This is a genomic window from Sphingopyxis sp., from assembly GCF_965227415.1.
Classification (GTDB): domain Bacteria; phylum Pseudomonadota; class Alphaproteobacteria; order Sphingomonadales; family Sphingomonadaceae; genus Sphingopyxis.
In genome coordinates this window covers 2,137,501-2,157,644 of sequence record NZ_OZ245749.1, presented here as the reverse complement: position 1 = coordinate 2,157,644, position 20,144 = coordinate 2,137,501, and the positions used below count along the sequence as shown (strand labels likewise).

Sequence of the window (20,144 nt, the reverse complement as noted above, 5' to 3'; positions counted from 1 at the left end):
CGATGGCCGAAGATACGGCTGCGCCGACCCCCGACACGCCCGAAGAAAATACCGCCCAGCCCGAGAAGCGCAAACGGTTGCTTCGCATTCTCGCGATCGCGGTCATCGCGATCGCGCTGATCTGGGGGCTCTGGTATTTCCTGACCCAGGCCGGCCGCGTGTCGACCGATAACGCCTATGTCGGCGCGGATTCGGCGACGGTCACCGCGCTCATTTCGGCGCCGGTCAAGGACGTCCGCGTCAGCGGCACGCAGGTGGTCAAGAAGGGCGACATTCTGGTCATTCTCGACGACGCCGATGCGCGGCTTGCCGTCGTCGATGCCGAAGCGGCGCTGCGTCAGGCGCGCCAGCGGTATGGACAGGCGAGCGCGAATGCCGATTCGGCCCGTGCCAAGGTCAGCGCTCGCGGTGCCGATATTTCGCAGGCACGTGCGCGTCTGCGCGATGCCGATGCCATGGTGGCGAAGGCGCGCGCGGAACTCGCGCGGCGCGAAAGCATCTCGGGCACCGGCGCGGTGTCGGCCGAGGAGTTGACGACTGCGCGCACCGCGCTCGCTTCGGCAATCGCGGCGCGCGATCTTGCGGCAGCGACGATCGTATCGGCCGAAGCCACGCGTGGCTCGGCAAGCGGCGACCTCGGAGCGGCCGAGGCGCTCGTTCGCGGCACGACGATCAGCACCGCGCCCGATGTCGCGGTCGCACAGGCGCGGCTCGACAAGGCGATGCTCGATCTGGCGCGCACGGTCATCCGCGCGCCGGTCGACGGCATCGTGACGAACAAACAGGTCCAGGTCGGCCAGCGGATTGCTGCGGGCGCACCGATCATGATCGTCGTCCCGGTCGGCACGGCCTATGTCGATGCCAATTTCAAGGAGAGCCAGTTCCGGCGGATCCGGATCGGCCAGCCGGTCGAGCTGGTGTCGGACTATTATGGCGGCGATGTCGTCTATCGCGGCAAGGTTATCGGTATCGCCGGCGGCACCGGCGCCGCCTTTTCGCTCATCCCGGCACAGAATGCGACGGGCAATTGGGTCAAGGTCGTTCAGCGCCTGCCGGTGCGGATCTCGATCGACTCCAGGGACCTGAAGAACCATCCGCTCCGCGTCGGCCTGTCGATGGAAGCGACGATCGACACGCGCGGCAACTGAGCGGAACCATGCCCAGCGCTGCCGCCTCTGCATCCACCATCCCTGCCGAGCCGCAGCCGCTGACCGGCGCGCGGTTGATCGTCGCGGCCTTTGCGCTTGCGCTGGCGAACTTCGTCGTCGTGCTCGACACGACGATCGCCAATGTGTCGGTGCCGCATATCGCGGGCGGGCTTGCCGTTTCGCCGACGCAGGGAACGTGGGTGATCACCAGCTATGCGGTCGCCGACGCGATCAGCGTGCCGCTTACCGGATGGCTCGCGGCGCGCTTTGGAACGGTGCGCTGGTTCATCTTCTCGATCATCGGTTTCGGGATATTCTCGTTCCTGTGCGGCGTGTCGCGCACGCTCGACGCGCTGATCCTCTTTCGCGTGTTGCAGGGTTTGTCGGGTGGTCCCCTGATGCCGCTGTCGCAGATCTTGCTGCTGCGGATATTTCCCAAGGAAAGGGCGGGTATCGGTCTCGCGATCTGGGCGATGACGACGACGACGGCGCCGATCCTCGGGCCGATCCTTGGCGGGACGATCAGCGACAACTGGACCTGGCCGTGGATCTTTTTCATCAACCTGCCCATCGTCGCGATCTGCGCGTTCGGCGTGTTCACTTTGTTGTCGCCGTTCGAAACCAAGCGCGCGAAGGTGCGGATCGATACCGTGGGGCTGGTCCTTCTGGTTCTTTCGGTTGGCGCTTTCCAGGTGATGCTCGACACCGGGCGCGAGCATGACTGGTTCGGATCGACCTGGATCGTCGGCCTTGCCATTATCGCCGCGGTCAGCTTCGCGGCGTTCGTGATCTGGGAACTGACCGATGCCAATCCGGTCGTTAACCTGCGCGTCTTCCGCTTCCGCGGCTTCAGTTTCGCGACGATGGCGATTTCGCTCGGCTTTGGCGCCTTCTTCGCGCAGGTCGTGCTCACACCGCTGTGGTTGCAACAAGTGGTCGGCTACACCGCGACCGAGACGGGCTTTGTCGTTGCGTGGATCGGCGTCTTCGCGGTGCTGCTTTCGCCCGTCGCCGCAGGGCTGATCGGCAAGTTCGACATCCGCATTTCGATCAGCGCGGGGATTCTCTGGATGGCGCTGATGTCGATCCTGCGCGCGAGCTGGAACGCCGACGTCGGCTATTGGACGCTCGCCTTGCCGCACGTGTTGCAGGGGATGGGCATGCCCTTCTTCTTCGTCGGGCTCACGGCGCTCGCGCTGAGTTCGGTGCCGGCGCACTTGCAGACATCGGCGGCGGGGTTGATGAGCTTCCTGCGCACCTTGTGCGGTGCGATCGGCACGGCGATCGCGACGACCGCATGGGACGACGCAAGCCGCACGTCGCGATCCGAACTCGTGTCCTCGCTCAACAATCCCGAAGCGACGCTGTCCTCGCTACAGGGTGTCGGGCTGACGCTCGAACAGGCGCGCGCGGTGCTCGACCGGCTTGTCGAGGCGCAGGCGGCGACGCTCGGCGTCCTTCACCTCTTCCTCGCGTCGGGGGTCATCTTCGTGATCGCAGCTGGCGCGGTCTGGCTGGCGCCGCGTCCGAAGCAGATTTCGATGGGCGGCGGTCACTAGGCCTCTTTGGCGAACAGTCGGCTTGGGTCGGCAAAGGCCTTGAACTCGAGCGCATTGCCCGCCGGATCCCGAAAGAACATCGTCGACTGCTCGCCCGGTTGACCAGGAAAGCGCGTGTGCGGCTCGATCAGAAAGGCGATGCCATGCGCGGTCAGCCGCTCGGCGAGCGCCTGCCACTGCACGGGCGGCAGGACGACCCCGAAATGCGGAACCGGCACGTCATGGCCGTCGACCGGATTATGCCCCGCCGTCGGCTTCGAAGCCACAACGCGGTGCGCGACGATCTGATGACCATAGAGGTTGAAGTCGATCCAGTCCGCATCGCAGCGCCCCTCGGGACAGCCGAGGATGGTGCCATAGAAGTGGCGCGCGGCGTCCAGATCGTCGACTGGAAAGGCGATATGAAAGGGAGCAAGGTCAGCCATAGCGCTCGTTTGCCGCAGCCGCGGCCGGAATGCCAGCCCGGGCTTGGGCTGGCGCGCCGAACATGCTAGGCGCGCGCCAATGCTGACAATCAACGGAATCACTGTACGCCTAGGCGGGCGCGCCATCCTCGAACGCGCCACCGCAAGCCTGCCGGCGAAAAGCCGCGTCGGGCTGATCGGGCGCAACGGCGCGGGCAAATCGACGCTGATGAAAGTGATGATCGGCCAACTCGAAGCCGACGAAGGCAGCATCGACATGCCGCGCAAGACGCGCGTTGGCTATATCGCGCAGGAAGCGCCGAGCGGAACCGCGACGCCGTTCGACACCGTGGTTGCCGCCGACACCGAACGAGCCGAATTGCTCGCGGCATCGGAAAGCGAGCAGGACCCCGACAAGCTCGGCGACATCCACGAACGGCTGATCGCGATCGACGCCTATACCGCGCCCGCGCGCGCCGCGCGCATCCTGATCGGCCTTGGTTTCGACGAGGATATGCAGGGGCAGCCGCTCGACAGCTTCTCCGGCGGGTGGAAGATGCGCGTCGCGCTCGCGGCGTTGCTCTTTTCGAATCCTGACCTTTTGCTGCTCGACGAACCCTCGAACCACCTCGATCTCGAAGCGACCTTGTGGCTCGAAAATTTCCTGCGCGCCTATCCGGGCCAGCTCGTCGTCATCAGCCACGAGCGCGACCTGCTGAACAATGTCGTCGACAATATCCTGCATCTGGAAGGGGGAAAGGTCCTGCTCTACGCTGGTGGCTATGATGCGTTCGAGCGCCAGCGCGCCGAACGCGTCGCGCAGCTTGCGGCGGCCAAGGCGGCCCAGGATGCCCAGCGTGCAAAGCTGCAGGACTATGTTGCGCGCAACAGCGCGCGCGCGTCTACCGCGAAGCAGGCGCAGTCGCGCGCGAAGCTGCTCGCCAAGATGCAGCCGATCGCGGCGCTGGCCGAGGACCAGACGCTGGCGTTCGATTTCCCGAGCCCCGACGAATTGAAGCCGCCGCTGATCACGCTCGATCTGGCCAGCGTCGGCTACGCCGACCGGCCGGTGCTGCAGCGCTTGAATCTGCGCATCGATCCGGACGATCGGATTGCCCTGCTTGGCCGCAACGGCAATGGCAAGACGACGCTTGCCCGCCTGCTGGCGGCGCAGCTGGCGCCGATGGCTGGTGCGATGGCGGCGTCGGGCAAGATGCGCGTCGGCTATTTCACCCAATATCAGGTCGAGGAACTCGACGGCAGCGACACCCCGCTCGCGCATATGACGCGCGTGATGGAGGGCAAGACGCAGGCCGCGATCCGCGCGCAACTCGGCCGTTTCGGCTTTTCGGGCAACAAGGCGACCACTCAGGTCGCGAAGCTGTCGGGCGGCGAGCGCGCGCGGCTCGCGCTCGCGCTGATCACCCGCGATGCGCCCCATTTGCTCATCCTCGATGAACCAACCAACCACTTGGACGTCGATGCGCGCGAAGCGCTGGTTCAGGCGCTCAACGGGTTCGAGGGCGCGGTGGTGCTCGTCAGCCACGATCGGCACATGCTCGAACTCACCGCCGACCGGCTCGTGCTCGTCGATGATGGAACCGCGCGCGAATATGCGGGCAGCATGGACGATTATGTCGACATGATCCTCGGCAAGGGTCCTGCGAAGGAGCGCGTGTCGAAGGCCGACAAGAAGGAAGACCGCAAGGCTGCCGCCGCAGCGCGCGAAGCCGTGGCGAAGATCAGGAAAGATGTCAGCGATGCTGAGGCCGACCTTGCCAAATATGAAGTCGTTCTGTCGTCGATCGACCGCGCGATGTTCGACCCGCAAGGGGCGAGCAACGAATATGCGGGGCTGACGATGAGCGAATTATCGCAGCGGCGCGGCAAGATCGTCGCGGCGCAGGAAGCCGCCGAGGCGCGCTGGGTGACGGCCAGCGAGGCGCTGGAAGCCTTCGAAACTGCCGCGGCGTAGGTCGTCCGCTCCAATATCGTCACCCCGGACTTGATCCGGGGTCCGGACGTCGAAGCTGTCATGGATGCCGGATCAAGTCCGGCATGACGAGGTTGCTGTGGGCTCGCCCGCATTGACTCCAGCGCCGCAATCCCGCATAATAGTTTCAATTGAAACTATATGGGAGTCTGACCATGGCCGATCTGTTCGACAATCCGCTGGGCCTCGACGGCTTCGAATTCGTCGAATTCTCGGCGCCCGATAAGGGGATTCTCGAACCGGTGTTTCAGGCGATGGGCTTCGCCCAGATCGCGCATCACCGCTCGAAGGACGTCCAGCTGTGGCGCCAGGGCGGCATCAATCTGATCGCCAATTACGAGCCGAAATCGCCCGCGGCCTATTTCTCCGCCGAGCATGGCCCTTCGGCTTGCGGAATGGGCTGGCGCGTTCGCGACGCCGCCAAGGCCTATGCCGAGGCGATCGCGCGCGGAGCCGAGCCGGTCGAGGTCAACCCCGGCCCGATGGAACTGCGCCTGCCCGCGATCCGCGGCATCGGCGGTTCGATCATCTATCTGATCGACCGTTACGGCGACGACCTCAGCATCTATGACATCGACTTCATCTATGAAGAGGGTGTCGATCGCCATCCCGTCGGCGCGGGCATGCAGCTGATCGATCACCTCACGCACAATGTCTATGGCGGCCGGATGGCGCATTGGGCGGCCTTTTATGAGCGGATCGCGGGCTTCCGCGAGATCCGCTATTTCGACATCAAGGGAGAATATACCGGCCTGACGTCAAAGGCGATGACCGCCCCCGACGGCAAGATCCGCATCCCGCTCAACGAAGAGGGCGCGGGCGGCAAGGGTCAGATCGAGGAATATCTGCGCGCCTATAATGGCGAGGGCATTCAGCATATCGCGTTCAGCTGCGACGATCTCTACGCCGCGTGGGACAGGCTGAAAGCACTCGGCAACCCCTTCGCGCCCGCGCCGCCGGCGACCTATTACGAGATGCTCGAAGAGCGGCTTCCGGGCCATGGCGAGTCGGTCGAAGGCCTCCAGTCGCGCGGCATCCTGCTCGACGGCTCGACCACCGAAGGCGATCCGCGCCTTCTGCTCCAGATTTTCGGTCAGACAGTCGTCGGTCCGGTCTTCTTCGAATTCATCCAGCGCAAGAAGGACGAGGGCTTCGGCGAGGGCAACTTCACGGCGCTGTTCAAATCGATGGAAATGGACCAGATTCGCCGCGGAGCCCTGACTGTCGAGGAACCAGCCGAATGACCAGCCCGATCAAATTGGGCGGCGTCCACCACGCCGCCTATCGCTGCAAGGACGCGAAGGAAACGGTCACCTGGTACGAGCGCATGCTCGGCATGACCTACACCACCGCCTTTGCCGAGGATCACGTCCCGTCGACCGGCGAATATGACCCGTACATGCACGTCTTCCTCGACGCAGGGAACGGCAACATCCTGGCTTTTTTCGAGCTGCCCAACCAGCCCGTCATGGGCCGCGACGAGAATACGCCGGCGTGGGTCCAGCATCTGGCGTTCAAGGTTGGCAGCTTCGACGAGCTCGTCGCTGCGAAGGCGCATCTGGAAAGCGAAGGCGTCGACGTGCTCGGCCCGACGCACCATGGCATCTTCAAATCGATCTATTTCTTCGACCCTAACGGCCACCGCGTCGAGCTGGCGTGCGACATCGGCACCGGCGAGCAATATGCCGAATTGAAGCGCGTTGCACCGTTGATGCTCGAGGAGTGGAGCCAGACCAAGAAAGCGCCGCGCCACGCCGACTGGCTGCACACCGCCGCTAACGAATAATATTGGCACCTATATAATTATATAAGCTGTGTGTCCCCGCGAAGGCGGGGACCCATCTCGCGCCGGGCAAAATAGCACAGTCCGGTGATGGACCCCCGCCTTCGCGGGGGAGCACGCCTCTGAAGCGATTGCCGGCTACCCTCGGTCCAGCCCGATGCTCTCCAGCGTCGCGCCGCTGCATTTGTCGGCTTCCTTCGTCTTGCCGTCGCCCGACAGCGCCCCGATCGCCAGGAAACCGGCTACCACCGCGACGATGAACGCCCCCGCGACCCAGACCAGATATTTGTCGATGAACGCCTTGATCGGCGCCCCGAACAGCCGGAACAATATGCCGACGAGCAGGAAGGAAAAGGCTCGGCTGGCAAGGCTGGCCCACAGGAAGGTCCCGAAGTTCATGTGGATGAAGCCTGCGGTGATCGTCAGCAGCTTGAACGGGATCGGCGTCGCGCCCTTAACCAATATGATCTCGGCGCCGAATTCGCGCAAATAGCAGGCGGCGGGCGGAAAGGCGTCGGTCAGCCCGAGCGCCCCGAGCAGCCAGAGGCCGACGCTTTCATAGAGGAAATAGCCGATCGAATAGCCGAGCATGCCGCCCGCGACCGATGCGAGGGTACAGGTGACCGCGTAGCGCACTGCCTTTTTCGGGTTGGCGAGGCACATCAGCCCCAGCATCGGGTGCGGCGGGATCGGGAAAAAGCTGGCTTCGACGAACGCGACCAGCGCCAGCCAATATTCGGCGTGCGGATGCGCCGACTTTTCCATCGTCCAATTGTACATGCGCTGGATGAAGGAGGGTTTGCGGGCGATCTCGGTCATGCTGGTCCTTGATGGCAGGTCAGGGTGACCCCGGCGCTTCTATGCCGTTGGTGTAAAGCGAAGTCGAGATATCGCAGCCACTTCGCGATCCCCGGCGAAAGCCGGGGCCCAGGTGCCTGGCGCCCGCATGGGCCCCGGCGTTCGCCGGGAATCACCTGGCGTCAGTGCCTGAAATGCCGCATCCCGGTGAACACCATCGCCAGCCCCGCCGCATTCGCCGCCGCGATCACCTCGTCGTCGCGGATCGACCCGCCCGGCTGGATGACGCAGGTCGCGCCGGCCTCGACCGCTGCGAGCAGACCGTCGGCAAAGGGGAAGAAGGCGTCGCTCGCGACCGCGCTGCCCACCGTGCGCGGCTGCGCCCAGCCGTGCGATTCAGCGGCTTCGCGCGCCTTGACCGCGGCGATGCGCGCGCTGTCGCGGCGGTTCATCTGCCCGGCGCCGATGCCCGCCGTCGATCCGCCCTTGGCATAGACGATCGCGTTCGACTTCACATGCTTGGCGATCGTCCACGCGAACAGCGCGTCGGCCAGCTCTTCCTCGGTCGGCGCACGCTCGGTGACGATTTTCAGGTCGGCGCGGGTGATGCGTCCATTGTCACGGCTCTGCGCAAGCCAGCCGCCGGCAATCGTCTTCATCATCAGTCCGCCGCGCGCCGGATCGGGCATTTCACCGGTCAGCAACAGGCGCAGGTTCTTCTTCTTCGCAAACACCGCGCGGGCATCGGGGTCGGCGTCGGGCGCGCAGACAACTTCGGTGAAGATACCGCTGATCGCTTCCGCCGTCGCGCCGTCGAGCGGGCGGTTGACGGCGATGATGCCGCCGAAGGCCGAGACGTCATCGCATTTTAGCGCAGCGTCATACGCCTCGGCAATCGTTGCCGCACTCGCAACACCGCAGGGGTTGGCGTGCTTCACGATGACGCAGGTCGGGTCCGCTTCGCGGAATTCGGCGACCAGCTCGAGCGCCGCGTCGGCGTCGTTGATATTGTTGTAGCTGAGCTCCTTGCCCTGGACCTGTTCGGCCTGCGCGATCCCGCGCCCGGTGGGTCCGGCGGGCAGATAGAGCGCAGCCTTCTGGTGCGGATTCTCGCCATAGCGCAGCTCTGCCGACAATTTGGCGGTCAGCGGAAGCGTTTCGGGGAACATCTTGCCCTGATCGGCGAAGGCAAACCATTGGGCGATCATGCTGTCATAGGTCGCCGTGTGCGCGAACGCGGTCGCGGCAAGGCGCTTGCGCAGGGTCAGCGTGGTCGCGCCGCCATGGGCGTCCAGCTCTTCGATGACCGCCGCATAATCCTCGGGCTCGGTGACGATGCCGACGAAAGCGTGGTTCTTCGCCGACGAACGCACCATGGCGGGGCCGCCGATATCAATATTCTCGATGATCGTATCGCGGTCCGCGCCGCTCATCACGGTCTGCAAGAACGGGTAGAGGTTGACGACGACGAGGTCGATCGCTCCGATGCCATGCTCTCCCATCGACGCGACATGTGCCGCATCGTCGCGCACCGCGAGGATGCCGCCGTGCACGGTCGGGTGCAGCGTCTTGACGCGGCCATCCATCATCTCCGGAAATCCGGTGAGGTCGGAGACGTCGAGGACGGTGTGGCCCGCTTCGCGCAGCGCCTTTGCGGTGCCGCCGGTCGAGACCAGTTCGACGCCATGTTTGACGAGCGCGGCGGCAAGGTCGGCGAGCCCCGCCTTGTCGCTGACGGACAAAAGCGCGCGGCGGACGGGAATCAGGTCGGTCATTTGGGAGAGCCTCGGCTGGCGATAGGATGACGCCGCCGCCCTAGGCGGGTGAGCCCGCTATCGCAAGCTGTGTCGCTCCACAAAACACCGTGTCCCAGCGAAGGCGGGGACCCATCTTCTGCGGGTTCTGTCTTGCGCCGACCGGAGATGGGGCCCCGCCTTCGCAGCGGCGCACAATCCTGCTTCGGCCTGGCCTACAGCCCCAGCGCCGCGGCGATGCGATCCCAGCGCACCAGTTTGAAATTCTGGGCGTTGGGGGCGTTGTCGCCGTCCTGCGCCAGGAAAAGTCCGTCGGGATAGGCGTCGCCGAAATGGCCGGCGACCGCCTCGATCCCGTCGGTCTCGCTCGTGGCACCGAACGTGCCCGCCGCCACCGCGAAGCGGCCAACATACGCCATGTCGGGCAATGTGAAGACCGCATAGGCATTGTCGCCCTGGCTCGACGCGAGCAGGTAGCGCCGACCCTTGTGATCGATCGTTGCGAGGCCCTCGACATCGGCGACGAGGCGCTGGTTATCGACGGGGGCGACCATGCGTGCGGTCGCGGCCTTGCCGTTCTGCTTGAGCTCCCAGATGCCGGCGTCCTCTTCGCCGACGAACAAGGTGTCGCCATCGAAGACGCAGCCTTCGGACTGGGTCGGAATCTTGTGCTCCCATTCTACGGCGAAGGTCGGAGCGGCGCCCTCGGTGGTGAGCGTGCCGACGCGGACGGTGCCGTCCTTGATGATCAGCGCGGCCTTGAGCGGCGCGCCCGGCGCGGTGCGCGCTAGGCAGAGGCCATAGGCTTCGCCAGTCCCTGCTGACGCGCGGCCGATCGCGGTCAGCTGTGCCGTCGCAGGGTCGAGGCGGAACACCGCGAGATGCGCGTTGACGCCATCGTTGCGGTCGCTCGCGACGACGATGTTGCCGCGCACATCGACATTGTTGACGCGGCCGCCCTGAATGAAGGCGAGATTCTTGCCGGCAAGGTCATAGACATGGACGCCGGCCTTTTTGTCGGTCGCGATGATCAGCGCGCGATCGGGGTTTGCGGGATCGACCCAGATCGCCGGATCGTCGGCTGCGTCGGCCTGCGTCGTGCCGACCGGGGCGGTTTCGCCATCGGCGGTCACCGCGACCGGCGGCAAGCCCTTGATCGCGGGAGCGGTCTGCTGCGCGGCGCAGCCAGAAGCGCCCACTGCAAAAGCGAGCGAAGTCAGCAGCTTCCAGTTCTTCATCGCAGCCATCGTGTTTCCCCTGTTTTCGAAAGCGCCAGATGCGGTTGGTCGCGCCCCGTTCCAGCAAAGCGATCCGGCGTCAATCCCACAATATTTCCGTCACTTAAGTGTCATCGATGCGTCACACGGCTCGTCGCAAACTGTCACACGCGCCCCCTAGACGCCCGGCAACGACAAACAGGGGGTATGACACATGATTCGGACTTTCAGCCTGCATTCCGCCGCCGTTCTGGCGCTCGCCACTGCGCTCGCCGCAACGTCGGCCGCCGCCGCGGAAGGGGATGCTGCAACCACTGCCGAGGCAGCGGGCGATGGCGAAGCCGCGGCAGACGATGGCGAAGCCATTGTCGTGACCGGAAACCGCCCGATCGCCGAGTCCGAAGCCGCGGCGTTGGAAGTTCAGCGAAATTCCGACTCGCTCGTTGCGGTCATCGCATCCGATTCCGTGGGCCGCTTGCCCGATCAGAACATCGCGCAGGCGACCAGCCGCCTGCCGGGGATCAGCGTCGAGCGCGATCAGGGTCAGGCCCGATATATCAACCTGCGCGGGTCGCCAAAGACCTGGACCACCCTGTCGTTTGACGGGATCAATGTCGTCAGCCCCGAAGGCCGCGACGCGCGTTTCGATTCGATTCCGTCGGCCATCGCGGCGCAGGTCATCGTTTCCAAGGCGATCACGCCCGATATGCCGGGTGAGACAGTGGCAGGGAACGTCAACGTCATCACCCGATCGGCGTTCAATTATTCGGGGTTCCACGTCGCCGGAAAGGCCGGAATGGGTTTGGCGGAACTCGGCAATCGCAAGGAATATGAAGGCTCGCTCGTGCTGTCCGACCGTTTCCAGGTTGGTGGCGGCGAGATCGGCGTGCTGGTTTCGGGCAGCTATTACGAACGCAACATGATCACCGACAATTTCGAGACGGATTATGAGCGCGTGGGCGCGCAGGATTCGCGTCCCGGATCGGAATCGCGGTTTTGGGCGCATGAGGCGGAGAATAAACTCTATCGCCTGACGCGTAAGAACTGGTCGCTTTCGGGCCGGCTCGACTGGAAGCCCGACGACGACAACACGATCTCGCTGCACTCGGTCTATACGATCTTCACCGATGACGAGGCGCGCGACAACTACCGCTTCGATCTGGATGACCGCCAAAGCGATGGATCGTCCTCAAGCGCTGCCTGCACAATAACGCCCAACGCCACCCCCACGAACAGCGGCTATGCCGATGTCTGCATCGGCAATACGCCGCAAAAGGGGACGGTATACGGCATCGACATTCGCCAGCGTTCGACGCTGCGCGCCTTTCGGCAGTCGATTTTCACCAACACGCTGGCGGGCGACCATGATTTTGGCGATGGCGCGTGGAATCTGTCGTGGGCCGGCAACTACACCGTATCAAAGGATGACCGCTCGGTCGTAGGCGAGGCCACATGGGACAGCCCGTCGACGCGCAACCTGCGCCCGACGGTGGCCTATGATTTCTCGAATCCCAATTTGTCGGTTCTCCGGCTTTTCCGCACGATCCAGCTTTCGGGGCCGACGCGCTATCAGGCTGGCGATGCCGTGACCGCGGTCGACAGCTTCACGAAACCGCTCTCGGGTTTTTCGGTGCTCGACGCGGTCGATACCACCAAGGCCTATACGGGCAAGCTGGCCCTGTCGCACGACACGAACTTTCTGGGCGGCGAGGCGACCTTCAAGATCGGCTTTCAATTTGATCAGCGCACGAAGATTGCGGACGAAAACCAGATCGCGCTGAGCGCGGCACAGGCGGCCGGGATCGGCATACCCACCGACTATAACCAATTCTCGCTCGATCAGAAATTCCTGGGTGAGATCCCGATGGGATACACGTTCCGCTATTTCGACCGGGACAAGATGCGGAGCGCATCGGACGCCGCGAAGGCGGCGTTTCCGTTCGTTCCGGTCACCGCGAACAACTATGATGTGCGCGAACAAATCTATGCCGGTTTTGCGATGGGAACGCTCCGCTATGACTGGGGCTCCGTGATCGGCGGCGTGCGTGTCGAGCACATCAAGAACCGCGGCATCGCGACGAATATCACGGCAGCGTCGGAACAGACGCTGGCCTTCCCAAGCCTGCACTTCAACTTCGACGTCGAAGACAGCAAGAAATTGCGCCTGTCGTTCAACTCGGGCGCGGCGCGCGCCGATTATGACCAGATGCGCCCCAATGTCGTGATCAACGATACCAATCAGACGATTTCGGGCGGAAACCCTTCGGTGCGGCCCGAACGCGCTTATGGCCTCGATGCCTATTTCGAATGGTATGTTCAGCCGCAGGGCTATTTGATGGCGGGTCTGTTCTACAAGAAGATCAAGGATGTGCTGTACACGCAATCTTCGACGTTCAACTCGAACGCGCTCAACAGCAATGGCATCGACCGTTCGGCCTATGTGTTTTCCGGCATTACCAACGGTGGCGATGGCCGCATCTATGGTCTGGAAACCGCCGCGCAGCTTCAGCTGGAACCGTGGACGGACGACCTGGGCCTGCCCGATTTCATGGGCGGCTTTGGCATCTCGGCCAATCTGACATTGAACAACAGCCGGATTACAAAGCCCGCCGTCAGCGGCATACCCTCGCGAAAGGTCCGCCTGCCCGGCACATCGGACTTCGTTTACAATCTGGGGGCCTATTATGAAAAATATGGGCTGTCGCTCCGCGTGCAATATCAGAACCGCAGCAAGTGGCTGGACACGATCTCCGACACGCTGGCTGATGCGGGCGATACCTATTGGGCCTCGGACGACGAGTTGGATTTTTCGGCGCGCTATGCGGTGAACAGCAATCTCGAAATTTACTTCGACGCCTCGAACCTGCTCAATCACCCGGGACGCCGTTTCTCCGACCCCGGCAATCTCCTCACCGCGACCGGCACGCCGACGCCGAGCGCCAGCGGTCAGACAATCGAATGGGAACGGTTCGGTCGGCGTTTTACGGGCGGCATCCGCGTCAATTTTTGACGGCCCGCTCGGCTGGGATAACTCCACCCCTCTCGGCAAGCGGGAGGGGTGGTTTCAGCCGATATGCTTGAAGATCCAGCCGATGCTAGCCCCGCCCGCAGGCGCGGTTCCGGTGACGACGAGCTGCTCGGTCGGGTACGGGCGGCCCTCGCCGTCGACCCACAGGCTTTCCTCGATTTCCAGCACCCCTTCGGACGTGCGGAACTGCCACAGCGTGCCGCCCGAAATGCGCAGCAGCGCGCCCAGCTTGTCGGCGGTCAGGCTCGCCGACATGCTGCGGCCAAGGTGGAAACGCAGGGTGAACTTCTTGTCGCCCTTGCGGCGGCTGCGCGGGGCGGGAAGCAGTTGATCCTCGCCGCGCAGCTCGCGGCCGTTCGGTGCGAGGATCAACAGGCGGCGGTGGATCAGGCCGTGGCGGCGCGCATAGCCGTCGTGGCTCATCTCGACGCGGCTGCCCTGCGGCGTTTCGTGCCGGTCGAGCTCGACTTCGGTCACGCCGCGACCCAGGACGCCGCTCGCGAGGATCGCGGTCGAATTGGTATCGCCGATCGTCAGCGTCGAATGAGCGGCGGTGGTGCGCAGGCCGCGCGCAAGGTCGGCGGGGATCGTCGCGCCGGTCAGCGCCGCGCCGCCGCAATTGACGACGATGCGCTCGTCGCCATCGGATAGTTCGAACGCCAGCGTCGAGGCGCAACCCGCTTCGGTCACGCGCGCGATCGGCGGCGGCGCGGCATCGGCAAGCAGGACGACCTTGTTCGCGACGAGCCGCTGATACCCCCAGTCGCGCGCTTGCTTGAGCGGGCGGGTGCGCACCCCGCTCGCCGCGACGACGGCCTGGATATGCGAGGCCGACGTCGCGCCGCTACCCTGCCAGTTGCCCATGCCGCCGTCGCTGTGGACCAGGCCGAGCAATGCGGGAACGGTGCGCGCGAGGACCTCCTGCAGGAAGGGCGGCACTTCGATGCGGCGCATGTCATAGATGCGCGCAAGCATCGACAGCGCCATGATCGCGTCGAGCTGTGCCTGCGGCGAACGCGCGATATTGCCACCATCGGCATAGAAGCTTGTCTCGATGACCTTGCGCAGGCCCGCTTCGCCGAACACCTGCCGCGGTTCGCCGCCGGGCATCAGCAGCGATGCGGCGACGATGCCGATCCACGCGACGAGTTGCCCGGTGCCGGGGCGCGTCTTGTCGGCAACCCGGTCGAGGTGGCGCGCGGCGCGCGCGAGATGATTGAGCACGGCCGATCGATAGACCAGGTCGCTCGACGACAGGATCAACGGTGCGTGCGCGGCCCAGAACAGGATGCGCCAGGCGCTGTTGTCGGCCTTCCAGGCCGGCTCGCTGACCGCTTCGCCATGGACGCCAAGCCAATGCCGCACGACGGCTTCGGCGATCGGGGCGCTGTCGGCGCGCGTGCCGGTCGCCGCGAGGTCGCGCAGCCACGCGAAGCTGTGCAGATAGTCGGCGAAGGTCGGAGCGACGTCGAGCGTGGCGAAATCCAGATCGCCGAGCGAGAGCTTCAATCCGCGATGGAGGAAATGGCCAGCGCGAATGGCTGTGCCCGCACGCATGTCGCCCGGCACAGGGTCGGTTGGCACGCCGAGCAGCTTGAGCGGAAAGCGGCCCTTCAAGCGGAGAGCGTGGAGCGGCGTGCGCCAGGTCAGGCGGGTGATATAGTTGCCGACGCGGTCGCCAAGCGACAAGCCCTTGTCCGCGGGCAGGCGGATCAGCCGCTTGCCCGGTTCGATGCTGTCGTCGATCGGCGAGGCGTCGTCGCCCGGATCGGGATTCAGACCGGCAGAGGTAGCGATGGGCGGCCTCCCCTCCATCGATCAGGCGCCGCGCAGGCGCCGGATATTGTCAGCGTAAGCCTGCGCACCGCCCTTGAACGTCGCGGTCCCGGCGACTAGAACATCGGCGCCGGCCGCGATCGCGAGCGGTGCGGTGCCCGCGTCGATCCCTCCGTCGACTTCCAGCCGGATGTCGCGGCCCGATTTGTCGATCATCTTGCGCACCGCCTCGATCTTCCGAAGCTGGCTTGAAATGAAGCTCTGGCCGCCGAAACCGGGATTGACGCTCATGATCAGCACCAGGTCGATGTCATCGATCAGATAGTCGAGCATCTTCGCCGGGGTCGCGGGATTGAGCGAGACGCCCGCCTGTTTCCCGAGCGATTTGATGTGCTGGACGCTGCGGTGGATGTGCGACCCGGCCTCGGGATGGACGGTGATGATGTCGGCGCCCGCGGCAGCGAAGGCGTCGAGGAAATGATCGACCGGGCTGATCATCAGATGGACGTCGAAGGGCAAGGTCGAATGCGGGCGCAGCGCTTTCACGACCATCGGGCCGATCGTCAGATTCGGCACGAAATGGCCGTCCATCACATCGATATGAACCCAGTCGGCGCCCGCCGCTTCGATCGCGCGCACTTCCTCACCCAGGCGTGCGAAGTCGGCGCTGAGGATCGAGGGAGCGATGCGGACGGGTGGCGTGTCGGCGGTCATGGGACCGGCCTTAACCATCTACCACTGGTGGGGCAAGCGGCGCAGGGGCGCTATCGGCTGCTGTCCACAAATAATCGTCGTGCTGTTCAGCGCCAGCGCCAGCCACCTTCCGTTTTGGCACGATAAAGCGGCATCGGGGCAAGGCCTGCGAGCACGATCGCGATCGGCATCATCATGGGCCAGTCGCGTAGCAGCACGGCAATTCCAGTGATCAGCCCGATATGCATCATCATCATGACCCATCCCTGCCACGCGATCGGCAGGCCGGTGCCATAGCCACGGCTTTTCGCGCGAAACCAGGGGCGGTCATCGAGCAACAGATGCAACATCTCAGCCTTATTCCTGCTTGGGCGGCCGCCCGCGTTTGGGGGCGGCCGATTGTTTGACGCTCACGCCGCGCCGGCCCATCGCCTCGCGCAGCAAGATCTCGATCTCTGCATTGGCGCTGCGCAATTCGGCCGCGGCCAGCCGCTCGATCGCGGCATAGAGCGCCGGATCGAGACGGAGGGCAAAGGCTTTCTTGGCAGGCGTCGGCATCGATCGGGCTCAGTAGAGCGAGCCGGCGTTGACCACGGGCTGGGTGTCGCGTTCGCCGCACAGCACGACCATCAGGTTCGATACCATCGCGGCCTTGCGCTCGTCATCGAGTTCGACGACGCCCTTTTCGGAGAGCAGGTTGAGCGCCATCTCGACCATCGTCACGGCGCCCTCGACCAGCTTCTTGCGTGCCGAGATGACGGCTTCGGCCTGCTGGCGGCGGAGCATTGCACCGGCGATTTCCTGCGCATAGGCCAAGTGCGTGAGGCCGCATTCGTCGACGGTGATGCCCGCGACGCTCAGTCGTTCGATCAGAGCCTTGCGCAGCTCGACCCCGACCTCGTCATGATTGCCGCGCAGCGTCACTTCCTGATGCTCGATATCGTCATAGGGATAGCGTGAGCCGATCGAACGCACCGCGGCCTCGATCTGCGCCATGACGAATTCCTTGTAATCGTCGACGTCGAACAGCGCCTGCGCGGTGTCGGTAACGCGCCACACGACCTGCGCCGCCATCTCGATCGGGTTGCCGCGCAGATCGTTGACCTTGATCTTGTCCGAAATCACGTTGTTCGCGCGTACCGCGATCTTCTTGCGCGTCAGCCAGGGCAGAACCCACCGCAATCCTTCCTCGCGGTCGGTGCCCTTGTACGCGCCGAACAGCTGGATCGCCGCGGCTTCGTTCGGGTTGATGAGGTAGAAACCACAGAGAATGATCGCGCCCGCGATCGCGCTTGCGACCACCACACCCCATTTCCAGGCGACCTCGGTTCCGTTGATATTGCTGATTACTGCCCAGGCTGCGACGCCCAGCAGCGCCACCCAGATCAGCAGCATCAGATAACCGCTTTGCGTCAACGCCCGCGTCTCGCGACTGCGGTTCAGCGCCGGTGCCCCATTATCGACCATATATCCCTCCGAATCATTCGATATAAACATGATATCGTATTTATATCGAATTGAGCGGCAGTCAATCGGATTGTGATAGCGGCTTCAGAGTGGTGAGCTTTCCTCCCAATCTCATCATCCTGAACTTGTTTCAGGATCCACGGCCGGCGCGCGAATTTGTTGCTGCGCGAAAGGAAACGGCAGACCATGGACCCTGAAACAAGTTCAGGATGACAATTCGATAGACCATGTGTTTCGTCCCCCCGCCATCGCCGAGCCCAAAACAAAGGGGGCGAAATCGCCCCCTTTGCTTCTCCGGTCTCGATAGCCCTATTCCGTAGGAAAGCCGCGCTTGCGCAGCAGTGCCTTCACGTCGGGATCGCGGCCGCGGAAAGCGCGATAGGCTTCGGCGCGGTCGGTCTCGTTGCCGGTCATCAACAGGATGGTGCGGAACTTGTCGGCGACGCTGCGGTCCCACGGGCCGCCGGCTTCGGTGAAGGCTGCCCAGGTGTCGGCATCCATCGTTTCCGACCAGAGGTAGCTGTAATAGCCGGCCGAATAGGCATCGCCGCTGAACAGATGGCCGAACTGCGGCAGGCGGTGGCGCATGACGATCTCCTTCGGCATGCCCATTTCGGCTAGCGTCTCGCGCTCGAACTTGTCGACGTCGGTCACCGGCACCTTGCGGTCGTGAAGCTTCATGTCCACGATCGCGCTCGACAGATATTCGACCGTCTCGAAACCCTGGTTGAACTTGTTCGACGCCAGAATCTTGTCGACCAGCGCCTGCGGCATCGGTTCGCCGGTCTTGTAGTGCGTGGCGAACTTCGACAGCACGGCCGGCGTCATCAGCCAATTCTCGTTCACCTGGCTCGGATATTCGACGAAGTCGCGCGGGACACCGGCGAGCGCCGGATAATAGACGTGCTGCAGCAGATAATGGATGCCGTGGCCGAATTCGTGGAACAGCGTTTGCGCATCGTCGAGGCTGACGAGCGTCGGCTCGCCTTTCGCGCCCGGCGTGAAATTATTATTGTTCGACGCCAGTACATTGCGCTCGCCGCCCAGGCCCTGCTCGCTGCGATAGGTCGTCATCCACGCGCCCGAACGTTTTCCGTCGCGCGCGAAGTTGTCGAGATAAAGGACGCCGACATTGGCGTTCGTCTTGAGGTTATAGACCTCGAACGTCTTCACTTTCGGATCGAAGACCGGGATCGTGCCCGTGTTTTCACGGAAACCAAGATCGTAAAGCTGACCCGCCGACCAGAACATCGCATCGCGCAGCTTGTCGAGCTGGAGATACGGCTTCACTTCGCTTTCATCGAGGTCGTATTTCGCCTTGCGGACCTTTTCGGAATAATAGCGATAATCCCACGGCTCGATGACGATCTTCGGTCCCTTGCCGGCCTTTGCCTCGGTATCGGCGATCGCCTGCATGTCGGCGACTTCTTCCTTTGCTCGCGCGACCGCGGCGGGCCAGACCTTCATCATCAGCGCCATTGCGTTGGCGGGCGTCTTGGCCATCGTGTCGGCCATCCGATAGTTGGCGTGCGTCGGGAATCCGAGCAGCGCCGCACGTTCCTGGCGCAGCTTCAATATGTCCGCGATCGTCGCATTGGTGTCGTTCGCGTCGCCATTGTCGCCGCGATTGACGAAGGCGCGCCAGACCTTTTCGCGCAGCGCGCGGTTGGTGGCATTTTGCAGCACCGGCTGTGCCGAGGAGCGCGTATTCTTGATCGCCCACTGGCCCGTCTTGCCCTGCGCCTCTGCCGCATCGGCGAGCGACGCGACAAAGCCCGCCGGAAGCCCGTCGAGTTCGGCCTGGTTGATCACGAAGGTATAGAGTTTTTCATCGCCCAGCAGCTTCGACGAAAAGGTCGAGAATAGGCTCTCGAGCTTTGAATTCAGGCCGACCAGCTTAGTCTTGTTGGCCGGCGACAGGTTCGCGCCGTCGCGCACCATCTCTTCATAGCTGCGCTCGACAATGCGGATCTGCTGCGCATTGAGGCCGCTGGCGTTGCGCTTGTCGTACACCGCCTTGTAACGCGCGAAGAGCTTCGGCTGCAGGAACAGCTCGGTATAGAAGGTGGTCAGCTTGGGGCTCCATTCGGCGTCGATATCCTCGACGCGGTCGTTCGACTTGTTCGACGTCTGCACGCCCCACAAGGCGAAGACGCGGTCCATCGCCTCGCCCGCGAGCATCATCGGAACATGGGTGTTCTCGAACGTCGGCGCGGCGGGGTCGTCAATGACCGCCTGCACTTCGGCCTTCACGCCTGCCATGCCCTTGGTGAAGGCGTCGGGGAAGAGTTCGGGATCGAGCTTGTCCCACGGCGGCACCCCTTCATAGGGGCCGGTCCACGGCGCGAGCATCGGATTCTCGCCCGCGGGCACGGTGGCGGGGGCGGGCTGGGGGGCGGCGGTTTCGGCGGCGATGGTCATGGCACTATAACCCATCAGCATGGCAGTCGATGCAAGCAGTATCGACAAACGGACAAACGGCTGCGCGCGGCGCGACATCTTCAAATCTCCCCGGAGAATCTGG

At 63.9% G+C, this 20,144-nt stretch carries 16 protein-coding genes; 6 read left to right on the top strand and 10 right to left on the bottom strand.

What is annotated here, in order from left to right:
• Positions 1-2: 2 nt before the first annotated feature.
• Positions 3-1,148, top strand: coding sequence for an HlyD family efflux transporter periplasmic adaptor subunit (locus ACO055_RS10550; RefSeq protein WP_422058831.1), 1,146 nt, complete (start codon positions 3-5; stop codon positions 1,146-1,148).
• Positions 1,149-1,156: 8 nt separating this feature from the next.
• On the top strand, positions 1,157-2,707 hold the full coding sequence (locus ACO055_RS10545; protein ID WP_422058830.1) for a DHA2 family efflux MFS transporter permease subunit: 1,551 nt from the start codon (positions 1,157-1,159) through the stop codon (positions 2,705-2,707).
• On the opposite strand, the gene ACO055_RS10540 is transcribed toward ACO055_RS10545, so the two are convergent.
• Positions 2,704-3,132: a VOC family protein gene (locus ACO055_RS10540; RefSeq protein ID WP_422058829.1), complete on the bottom strand. Its 429-nt coding sequence runs from the start codon at positions 3,130-3,132 to the stop codon at positions 2,704-2,706. The genes ACO055_RS10545 and ACO055_RS10540 overlap by 4 nt on opposite strands.
• A gap of 79 nt (positions 3,133-3,211) precedes the next feature.
• Here ACO055_RS10540 and ACO055_RS10535 point away from each other — a divergent pair, with 79 nt between their 5' ends.
• The 3 genes from ACO055_RS10535 to ACO055_RS10525 all read left to right on the top strand — a co-directional run bounded on the left by ACO055_RS10535 (position 3,212) and on the right by ACO055_RS10525 (position 6,890).
• Positions 3,212-5,086: an ABC-F family ATP-binding cassette domain-containing protein gene (locus tag ACO055_RS10535; protein WP_422058828.1), complete on the top strand. Its 1,875-nt coding sequence runs from the start codon at positions 3,212-3,214 to the stop codon at positions 5,084-5,086.
• A gap of 173 nt (positions 5,087-5,259) precedes the next feature.
• Complete coding sequence (hppD, locus tag ACO055_RS10530; protein ID WP_422058827.1) at positions 5,260-6,348, top strand: 4-hydroxyphenylpyruvate dioxygenase; 1,089 nt, start codon at positions 5,260-5,262, stop codon at positions 6,346-6,348.
• Complete coding sequence (locus ACO055_RS10525; protein WP_422058826.1) at positions 6,345-6,890, top strand: VOC family protein; 546 nt, start codon at positions 6,345-6,347, stop codon at positions 6,888-6,890. The genes hppD and ACO055_RS10525 overlap by 4 nt, the downstream gene beginning before the upstream one ends.
• A 135-nt stretch (positions 6,891-7,025) precedes the next feature.
• Here ACO055_RS10525 and ACO055_RS10520 read toward each other — a convergent pair whose 3' ends face one another.
• The 3 genes from ACO055_RS10520 to ACO055_RS10510 all read right to left on the bottom strand — a co-directional run bounded on the left by ACO055_RS10520 (position 7,026) and on the right by ACO055_RS10510 (position 10,686).
• On the bottom strand, positions 7,026-7,706 hold the full coding sequence (locus ACO055_RS10520; protein ID WP_422058825.1) for a YqaA family protein: 681 nt from the start codon (positions 7,704-7,706) through the stop codon (positions 7,026-7,028).
• Positions 7,707-7,867: 161 nt separating this feature from the next.
• A complete protein-coding gene (purH, locus tag ACO055_RS10515; RefSeq protein ID WP_422058824.1) occupies positions 7,868-9,460 on the bottom strand; it encodes a bifunctional phosphoribosylaminoimidazolecarboxamide formyltransferase/IMP cyclohydrolase in 1,593 nt (530 codons plus the stop codon).
• A 194-nt stretch (positions 9,461-9,654) separates the two neighbouring features.
• Positions 9,655-10,686, bottom strand: coding sequence for a phytase (locus ACO055_RS10510; protein ID WP_422058823.1), 1,032 nt, complete (start codon positions 10,684-10,686; stop codon positions 9,655-9,657).
• Between the two features lie 184 nt (positions 10,687-10,870).
• Here ACO055_RS10510 and ACO055_RS10505 point away from each other — a divergent pair, with 184 nt between their 5' ends.
• Positions 10,871-13,666, top strand: coding sequence for a TonB-dependent receptor (locus ACO055_RS10505; RefSeq protein WP_422058822.1), 2,796 nt, complete (start codon positions 10,871-10,873; stop codon positions 13,664-13,666).
• A 54-nt stretch (positions 13,667-13,720) separates the two neighbouring features.
• On the opposite strand, the gene ACO055_RS10500 is transcribed toward ACO055_RS10505, so the two are convergent.
• From ACO055_RS10500 to ACO055_RS10475, 6 genes are all read right to left on the bottom strand, one after another.
• A complete protein-coding gene (locus ACO055_RS10500) occupies positions 13,721-15,499 on the bottom strand; it encodes a heparinase II/III family protein (protein ID WP_422058821.1) in 1,779 nt (592 codons plus the stop codon).
• A gap of 3 nt (positions 15,500-15,502) precedes the next feature.
• Positions 15,503-16,174 (bottom strand): ribulose-phosphate 3-epimerase, encoded by a 672-nt coding sequence (gene rpe, locus ACO055_RS10495; RefSeq protein ID WP_422058820.1) that lies wholly within the window; start codon positions 16,172-16,174, stop codon positions 15,503-15,505.
• 86 nt (positions 16,175-16,260) lie between these two features.
• A complete protein-coding gene (locus tag ACO055_RS10490) occupies positions 16,261-16,503 on the bottom strand; it encodes a hypothetical protein (RefSeq protein WP_422058819.1) in 243 nt (80 codons plus the stop codon).
• A 7-nt stretch (positions 16,504-16,510) separates the two neighbouring features.
• Complete coding sequence (locus tag ACO055_RS10485; RefSeq protein WP_422058818.1) at positions 16,511-16,711, bottom strand: toxin-antitoxin system HicB family antitoxin; 201 nt, start codon at positions 16,709-16,711, stop codon at positions 16,511-16,513.
• A gap of 9 nt (positions 16,712-16,720) precedes the next feature.
• Complete coding sequence (locus tag ACO055_RS10480; RefSeq protein ID WP_422062453.1) at positions 16,721-17,620, bottom strand: SPFH domain-containing protein; 900 nt, start codon at positions 17,618-17,620, stop codon at positions 16,721-16,723.
• Positions 17,621-17,929: 309 nt separating this feature from the next.
• Positions 17,930-20,041: a M3 family metallopeptidase gene (locus ACO055_RS10475; protein ID WP_422058817.1), complete on the bottom strand. Its 2,112-nt coding sequence runs from the start codon at positions 20,039-20,041 to the stop codon at positions 17,930-17,932.
• Positions 20,042-20,144 lie beyond the last annotated feature (103 nt).